Source organism: Nocardioides sp. SYSU D00038, assembly GCF_016924665.1.
In the GTDB taxonomy this organism is placed as follows: domain Bacteria; phylum Actinomycetota; class Actinomycetes; order Propionibacteriales; family Nocardioidaceae; genus Nocardioides.
Genome location: NZ_JAFFJT010000027.1, coordinates 99,245 through 106,064 on the forward strand (window position 1 = coordinate 99,245; position 6,820 = coordinate 106,064).

The following is a 6,820-nucleotide window of genomic DNA, read 5'->3' on the forward strand; positions in this document are numbered from 1 at the left end:
ACGAGGCCGCATGAACAGGCTCACCGACAAGACCCGCGCCCGAGTAGACGAGAGTCGCGAAGCGCTGACTCGTCTGATCGAGATGCAGGCGACGGAGGGCCGGATCGACCCCCGTGAAGCCAGCCTGCTGCTCGACGCGATCGGTCGGCTTGACCAGGCTCTGGCGACGCACGCCCACGCCGTGGCGGCTGACCGATGAGCGACAGTTGGCCTCCGGAGCCCGGCGACCGGTTCAGCTTCAAGCCCGCCGGTGGGTTCATCCACTGGCACGAAGTCACTCGCGTGTTGCCTGGGGGAGACATCGTGACCTACGAGTCGCGCTGCCTCGCTCGCCGCGATTGCGGTCGCTGACCAGCGCGCGAACTAGTAGCCGGTCGGCATCGCCAGCACCGCGTCGATGGGCTGGGTGACGGTCTCGTAGGTGGCCGTTGTGAAGGTCGAGCCGATGAGGCCAGCTTCCTTCGCCACGACCGCGAGCATGGCGGTGTGGGCGGCGGTGCCAGCAGTGCCGCCGCCCGCGACGGACTCCGCGAGCCGGGCGGCGGCGCCAGCGCGGAGGTTGTGCTGCCGTGCGGTCTCGGAGGATGCGGGGTTGGTCACCGCGGTCAGATTGATCAGGGCCGTCCCGATCGCGGTGGCGGTGGCGGTGATTGTGTCGGTGTCGCGAGGTCGACGCCGTCCTTCGACAGCACGAAGTAGTTGACCGGCGTGGCGTGCTCCTAGCGGTGTCGGGTGTGGCGCTTGGTGGCGAGGTCGTCCGGCAGCAGTTGCCACTGCCGGTCCCATGCGCCGTCGTCGTGGAGGGGGCAAGTGGTCGGGTCGAGCCCGCGCCATGAGCAGCCCTTGACGGTGCAGGGCTGGAGGTCCGGTGCGGGCTCGGTGGTCACGTGACGACTTCCGTCCAGCCACCGTGGCCGCTGGCCTTCTGGTGGGCTCCGATGCCCGCCGGGGTCGAGACGACGCCGCAGTTGACGCAGCGACGTCGGCGGGAGTTGTTCAGCTGAGCGACCTGACGTCCGCGCTCCTGTAGCCCGAGGAGTCCGGCGGGGCTGACTCGGCCCGTGACCCATCGTCGGGACAGTCGGTCGTGCTTGCCGACCCGGACGTGCTCGTCCAGCCCGACCTGGGTGAAGAAGCCGTTGCCGCAGGTGGGGCAGACCTTGGTCGCCAGGTCGATCTCCTTCAGCGCGGGACCCCGACTCACTTCAACATCTCCAGGGCTTCCCGGATGTGCTTGGGCGGACGGTCGGACATGCTCTCCGTGACGTGCACGGTGTGCGGGTCCGGCTCCGAGGCGGGGTCCTCGACCCACTCGGCCTCGAACACGTCGTCGTCCTCGCCCAGCGCTTGGGGGTCGGCTCCGCGGTTGAGAGCGGCGATCTCCGGGCGCGGGACGTAGGGCACGGGGGATACAGGGTCGAGCCCGTCCGAGTCCTGGAGAACGGCTCGAAAGAGCGCCTCGACCGGGTCGACCTCGGCCACGCCCACCACCAGCTTGCCGGTCGCGTTCAGCCCGGCCCGGTCGAGCATGTCCTGCATGATCTTGGAGCGCACGGCGTGAGGCGTCTCGGGGTCGTCCAGCATGGCGAACAGCCGCTTGACCATCTCGTCGGCGGCGTTCCCGATCCGGGCAGCCGCCCGCTCGCGGACCTGCTTGGCTGCGCCGCCGTGCTGGCTACAGACCGTCCCGCCCAGGATGGCCTCCCGGCGGCACTGCTCACCGCTCTGGAGGGTCCCGCCGCACCGGACGGCGGTGGGCGGGGCGAGCATCGCCCACCAGTCCTCCGAGTGGCTCGCGGTCTTCCGGCGTGACATGTCAGCACCAGACGAGCGAGGACCGGACGCGTGGTCGAGAGACCGGGCGGTCGTAGGCGTGCAACTTGCAGGACCAGCAGAGCGCGACCACAACGACCGAAGCACCCGCCGGGATCCAGAGCCGGTCGGTGACCTGGCGCTTGGTGGTGCCGCACCGGTCGCACGACTGGGAGTCGTGCCGCGGGAGGGGGTCCTCCAGCATGGCCTCCAGCAGGGGCATCGCCATGACGCCCTCGGTGGCGAAGCGGAGCAGCGGGACGCCTACGGCGCAGTCGTCGGGCACCGGCCCGCCGAAGGCGCGGCGCACGGCCTCGTCGGTCTTCTCGTCCAGCAGGGCGATCTCGTTCCCTTCGGCCCACGGGACCAAGGCGGCGGCGTCTTCCATGGCAGACATGAACATCGTTCCTCCAACAGGCGACCTCGCGACCTGATCCCGGCCCAGCGGAGGTAGGTCGCGAAACCCTCCACCGGGCCGGGTGTCTCAGGCGACGTACAGCGCCGGGGGCGTGTACGACGGGTTGGAGGTCACCTGCATGACCATGCCGGCGAGCCGGTGCCGGATTCCCGTGCCGAACCCGTGGCTCCAGTAGGAGTCGATGAGCGGGTAGTCGCCCCGGTTGCCCTGCACCAGGGTCAGGCCGGGGAACTTCGGGTGGACCCGGAACATGATCGGGTTGGAGTTGGCCAGGGCACCGCCCGACGCCAGCGCCGTCACGTACCCGGCCGGGATTCGGGCGGACTCGATGATGATCGCCTCGTCGTACGACCCCTTGACTGGGAAGCCCGCGAAAGTCGCCGGGACCTGCTGGCCGACCAGGTCGCCGTCGGTGGCGAAGAACCGCTGACCGGACGAAGGGATGAAGTCGGCTCGGGCCCCGTTCGCAACGCGGAAGCCGTTGATGACGTTGCCCTCGGACGCGTTGACGAAGATGACGATCTGGGTGCCGTTCTCCTGGCTGTAGCCGTGGGACTTGAAGTCGTCCACGATCTCGTCCAGGTCGCCGGAGTTGATGGTGTTCGCGCCGGTGGTCCGGAAGTGGGTGTGCGTCCCGGCGAAGGACTGCCCGGCGTACTTGGGCGGGACCCAGCCGTCGCCGTTGGCGAAGGCGAACACGTTGTAGGTCGTGTTGGTCCTGTCGTCGGTGACGCTCCGGTTGGTGTGCCGGAAGACCGTCGACATGACCTCCTTGAAGACCTTCTCCTCGTCCGCGTTGATGATGGCGCTCGCGTTGGCGACGATCTCGGCCTCCGTTGCGTCGGCCAGGTAGCGCCACGTCGCCTTCCAGGCCGCGTCGTACCAGCGGAACGTCGCGCCCATGTCCAGCACGTCGTGCTTGATGCGGGACCCCTGGGGGACGCCGTACTCGGAGGCCTGCTCGAAGATGTCCGATCCGCCGCCGACGGTCTGCAGGACCGACACCACCGGCGAGGTCACCTGGTAGGAGAACAGCGAGAGGAAGTTCTGCTGCTGCTGGTTGGCGATGTCGACGGCGGCACGGGCCTCTTCGAACAGCGCGTCGAGGTCGCGTCCGTCCGCGGTGGTCCGCATCAGGTCGGCGTGGGCGTTGTAGCCCCGTGCCATCATCGTGGCGCCGCCGTACAGCGAGCGGTTGAGGGCCAGCAGGCCGCGGACGTCGCCTGCGGCGAGGAGGGCTCGCTTCTGGGTCGTGAGATTCATGGGGTGCTCCAGTGAGGCGGCGGGATGGGTGCGAGACGTGCTCGCTGCTCCGGTTCCTTTGCGCCCACACTCGGGCAGTGGGACGACTTGCGTCCCCTGTCAACCAACTGGTTGTCAACGGCAACTATACCTCGACCTCTTGTCGAGGACTAGTGGGACGACAGTGCGCCCATTGCCGGGAGGACTCGCGTTCCGCGCACCCCTGTCGGCGGCTGGTGCCATGCTGCCGCCATGTCCATTGCTATCTCGCTCGTGGCGCTCTCGCTAAGCGTGGTGTCCCTCGCCTGGCAAGCCTGGTCCTGGAAGAACAGCGGGCCGGTGATCAAGGTGAACGTGAGTAACGCCGTCACGGATGCAGTGACAGGAACCGCCGAGCACTACGTCGTGGTCGAGGCCGTGAACAAGGGTCGAGCGGCGGCCACGATTACCGGTTGGGGCTTCGGCATGCCGGACGGTGGCAACGTTCACAAGATGGTCCCGCTGCGCATCTCAGACCCCATCCCGCATCGGCTAGAGCCGCACAGCAAGGCGACGTACTTCATCGAGGGCGACGCACTCCGTGACGTGCACCGCGATCGAAGCATCCCGTTCAACAAGATGCGGCCCTGGGTAGACCTGGCCTCGGGGAAGCGCGTGCAATGCAAGAAGTCTGTGCCGTTGAAGGACTGATGTGCCGGTCGTGGGCCCCGTTCGCGGGGCGAGCACCGCTAAGGCGTATGGATCTGAAGCGATGAGTCCCCAATGGGATGGGAAGTCGAGTCGAAGAAGCTGACGTTATGATCCGGCAACTTTCTGAGGATGCGCGCCTTCTCCGCAATTATTGCGTTGTGGTCCCCGCTTGGGAACATCGAGATGGCGATTCGCCTACGACCGCCCTCGTTGAGCGCTTCGGCAATATGCGAATCCTGATCGGCGAGAGACTGTCCGAAGAGGACCGTTGGCCGGTCGTCGTTACGCAGTTCCTCGAGGCAGAACGTGAGGTAGGTCGACTGGCGAATGGTTCGCGACTTGGCTGCGGAAGTTCCCTCGCTCACGAAAAGGGGACGACGACTCGAGGTCGGGCCGTACTTGCTTCGAAGGTCGAGCAAGGAGCCGTCGGCATTGGTCCACTTGCCATTATCGTCCGTCATGTCGTCCTGCCAGAGGTGGAGGCCGCCGTGCAGGTAGAAGACACGTGTCGCGTTGGCACTTCGAACTCCGACGTTGTCCGGGTCGAACTGGCGACCGGCGGCCCAGAAGAAATCAATCATGTTGACTTGCTTCGATGTTTGTAGATGACTCCAGTAGAGGCAGAGGTCGTAGCTGGTCGTGAAAACTGCCTTGTGTTGGTTCATGGTCTCTGCGAGCAGGTCATGTGTGGACTGAGGGAAGTGGCCCCAAGGGACATGCACGTCGCCAACGGTCTCGAACAGCGCATCCCGCACTTCTGCGTACGTCTGATCGACCTTAGTCGTTGACTTGTGTAGCGCGCGAAGCGCAATGTTCGCGTGGTGTAGGCATTCCAGGCATTGTTCGAAGTTGGTCGTCCCGAGTTCCGCGAAGATGGCTTGCGCTTCAGGAGTTAGTGACGCACTCGCGTACAGGCTGGCGTACCTGAATCCCGACCAAAGATTGATGCTCAGGCCATTTCCAAGAAGCAGGGTTGGCCAGTCCTTTGAAGAGAGTCCCGCCCAATCTTGGAGATCGGCATCTATCGGTCCATCCATCGTGCTCCCATTCGGTTGGGTACGGGGCATGGAGCGTATCCAGGAGCCTGGCCTCCTCGCAGTCAAATGCGGAACGCACGCGCCTCGGCGCGGACCTCCACGCGCCGGACGGCGGCGAGGATGTGAGAGTGGTGCCAGGACTTGGACCGGGCGGTCGGGCGAGCCACGCCTTCGTCCTCCATCAGCTGAGCGATCGCTGAGGCAGACAAGCCCTCGCTGTGCAGGTCGTAGATGCGGTCCTCGACGTCGCGGGGGATCGCGGACGGTCGGCCCATGTGCTTGCCGGTCGTCGCTCGGATCGTCGCCATGCCCTCCCTGGTCCGGCTGGCGATGATGCGGCGCTCCCACTGCGCCACGGCGGCGCGGATGTCGGCGACGAGCCGCCCGCTGTCGGTGCTGGTGTCCACTCCAAGGTCCAGGCACACGACGGACCAGCCCTGCCGCTCGCTCCGGTCGAGGACGTCGGCGAAGTCGCGGGTGCTGCGGGCGAGCCGGTCCAGGGCGGCGACGGCGAGGGCGTCGGCCTGCCCGGCTTCGAGGTCGGCCATCGCCTCGGCCAACACCGGGCGACCGTCGAGGCTCTTGGCGCTCGCCGCGTCCTCCTCGCGGATCGTCAGGTCCCAGCCGAAGATGTCGGCGGCGTCGCGCAGGCGGCGGGCTTGCGTCTCGGGGGACATTGCCTGCTTGTCGGTCGAGCGGCGCACGTAGCCCAGCACTCGCATCGTCGTCGTGGTCATTAGAGCCTCCTGATAGCGCGAATGCGGGCGTCGTGCTCCCGGCTCTCGGCGACCCGGCGCGCGCGCCATTCGGCCTGGTTGATGGCCGAGGACGAGCGCGAGTGCCGGACGATGCCAATGACGATTACGGCGATGCCGATGGGCGCACCGATGACTGTCAGGCAGAGAAAGAGCCCAACCGCGACGTAGGTGACGAGATCTTGTCGGGTCTCCCTGCGGGCGCGTGTGATCCGAGTTTCGTACCGGTAGCTGGGCATGGGCTCTCCTAGTCATCGCGGGTAAGGGTCCCCTTGCCCGCGAACCTACCCGCACATGTGTTCGAAGGCTAGGTCGAGCCGGGGGTCCACTTTTGAGACTCGGTGGCTCTCGAGTGCGAGCGCGTATGAGGTTCCTGACCCACACGGCACGGGCTGCCTCGGTCCGGAAATGCCGAACGCCCGGCTGATAAGACCGGGCGTTCTTGGTGGCTCCCGTGGGTATCGAGCCCACCTCTCCGCGGGTATCAACCGGGCGCTAATCCATCTCAGCTAGAGAGGAGGAGAGCATACAATTTTTCGCCAGGCCTGACGTTTGTGGGCTAACCGGTCTGCTCCCACCACTGCCTCGCACGTTCTCGGGCCATCTCCAGGCCTTGGACGTACCGAGGCTCACGAGTACCCGGCCCAGCCGATCGAGGCTGCCGAACCGAGCCGGGTAGTTCTCGGAAACTCCGCAGCCAGCTTCCTTTCTCTTTTCCGGAACTCGGGCCACCCAGCTACGCCGAACCGGGGTGACTCCAACTTCCACCCCCCAGGCCGACCGAGGCCCACCGACCTGCTACCGGGGTGGGGGGGGGGGGGGGCCCCCCCCCCCCCCCCCGGCCCCCCGGGGGGGGGGGCGCGGGG

10 protein-coding genes are annotated in these 6,820 nt (G+C 66.8%); 2 read left to right on the plus strand and 8 right to left on the minus strand.

Translation table 11 applies throughout. The features are described from left to right. Positions 1 to 10: 10 nt before the first annotated feature. Complete coding sequence (locus tag JT721_RS16970; protein WP_205474444.1) at positions 11 to 199, plus strand: hypothetical protein; 189 nt, start codon at positions 11 to 13, stop codon at positions 197 to 199. A gap of 164 nt (positions 200 to 363) precedes the next feature. Here the strand turns inward: JT721_RS16970 and JT721_RS16975 are convergent, their stop codons facing one another. The 5 genes from JT721_RS16975 to JT721_RS16995 form a co-directional block, all read right to left on the minus strand. Then, positions 364 to 600, minus strand: coding sequence for a hypothetical protein (locus JT721_RS16975; protein WP_205474445.1), 237 nt, complete (start codon positions 598 to 600; stop codon positions 364 to 366). A 283-nt stretch (positions 601 to 883) separates the two neighbouring features. Then, positions 884 to 1,204, minus strand: a complete 321-nt coding sequence (locus JT721_RS16980; protein WP_205474446.1) for a hypothetical protein — start codon at positions 1,202 to 1,204, stop codon at positions 884 to 886. Further along, positions 1,201 to 1,815, minus strand: a complete 615-nt coding sequence (locus JT721_RS16985; RefSeq protein ID WP_205474447.1) for a hypothetical protein — start codon at positions 1,813 to 1,815, stop codon at positions 1,201 to 1,203. The genes JT721_RS16980 and JT721_RS16985 overlap by 4 nt, the downstream gene beginning before the upstream one ends. A 1-nt stretch (position 1,816) precedes the next feature. Further along, on the minus strand, positions 1,817 to 2,209 hold the full coding sequence (locus JT721_RS16990) for a hypothetical protein (protein WP_205474448.1): 393 nt from the start codon (positions 2,207 to 2,209) through the stop codon (positions 1,817 to 1,819). Positions 2,210 to 2,296: 87 nt separating this feature from the next. Further along, on the minus strand, positions 2,297 to 3,493 hold the full coding sequence (locus JT721_RS16995; protein ID WP_205474449.1) for a hypothetical protein: 1,197 nt from the start codon (positions 3,491 to 3,493) through the stop codon (positions 2,297 to 2,299). A 231-nt stretch (positions 3,494 to 3,724) separates the two neighbouring features. Between JT721_RS16995 and JT721_RS17000 the strand changes: the two genes are divergently transcribed. Beyond that, positions 3,725 to 4,162: a hypothetical protein gene (locus JT721_RS17000; RefSeq protein ID WP_205474450.1), complete on the plus strand. Its 438-nt coding sequence runs from the start codon at positions 3,725 to 3,727 to the stop codon at positions 4,160 to 4,162. Positions 4,163 to 4,200: 38 nt separating this feature from the next. Here JT721_RS17000 and JT721_RS17005 read toward each other — a convergent pair whose 3' ends face one another. From JT721_RS17005 to JT721_RS17015, 3 genes are all read right to left on the minus strand, one after another. Then, positions 4,201 to 5,199 (minus strand): DUF4917 family protein, encoded by a 999-nt coding sequence (locus JT721_RS17005; protein WP_205474451.1) that lies wholly within the window; start codon positions 5,197 to 5,199, stop codon positions 4,201 to 4,203. Between the two features lie 62 nt (positions 5,200 to 5,261). Continuing rightward, positions 5,262 to 5,936: a recombinase family protein gene (locus tag JT721_RS17010; protein WP_205474452.1), complete on the minus strand. Its 675-nt coding sequence runs from the start codon at positions 5,934 to 5,936 to the stop codon at positions 5,262 to 5,264. Beyond that, positions 5,936 to 6,193, minus strand: coding sequence for a hypothetical protein (locus JT721_RS17015; RefSeq protein WP_205474453.1), 258 nt, complete (start codon positions 6,191 to 6,193; stop codon positions 5,936 to 5,938). The genes JT721_RS17010 and JT721_RS17015 overlap by 1 nt, the downstream gene beginning before the upstream one ends. Positions 6,194 to 6,820 lie beyond the last annotated feature (627 nt).

What these genes read in the sequence shown, in the direction of transcription:
- JT721_RS16970 (WP_205474444.1), top strand. Translation starts at nt 11, where the DNA reads ATGAACAGGCTCACCGACAAGACCCGCGCCCGAGTAGACGAGAGTCGC.
- JT721_RS16985 (WP_205474447.1), bottom strand. Translation starts at nt 1,815, where the DNA reads ATGTCACGCCGGAAGACCGCGAGCCACTCGGAGGACTGGTGGGCGATG.
- JT721_RS16990 (WP_205474448.1), bottom strand. Translation starts at nt 2,209, where the DNA reads ATGTCTGCCATGGAAGACGCCGCCGCCTTGGTCCCGTGGGCCGAAGGG.
- JT721_RS16995 (WP_205474449.1), bottom strand. Translation starts at nt 3,493, where the DNA reads ATGAATCTCACGACCCAGAAGCGAGCCCTCCTCGCCGCAGGCGACGTC.
- JT721_RS17000 (WP_205474450.1), top strand. Translation starts at nt 3,725, where the DNA reads ATGTCCATTGCTATCTCGCTCGTGGCGCTCTCGCTAAGCGTGGTGTCC.
- JT721_RS17005 (WP_205474451.1), bottom strand. Translation starts at nt 5,199, where the DNA reads ATGGATGGACCGATAGATGCCGATCTCCAAGATTGGGCGGGACTCTCT.
- JT721_RS17010 (WP_205474452.1), bottom strand. Translation starts at nt 5,936, where the DNA reads ATGACCACGACGACGATGCGAGTGCTGGGCTACGTGCGCCGCTCGACC.
- JT721_RS17015 (WP_205474453.1), bottom strand. Translation starts at nt 6,193, where the DNA reads ATGCCCAGCTACCGGTACGAAACTCGGATCACACGCGCCCGCAGGGAG.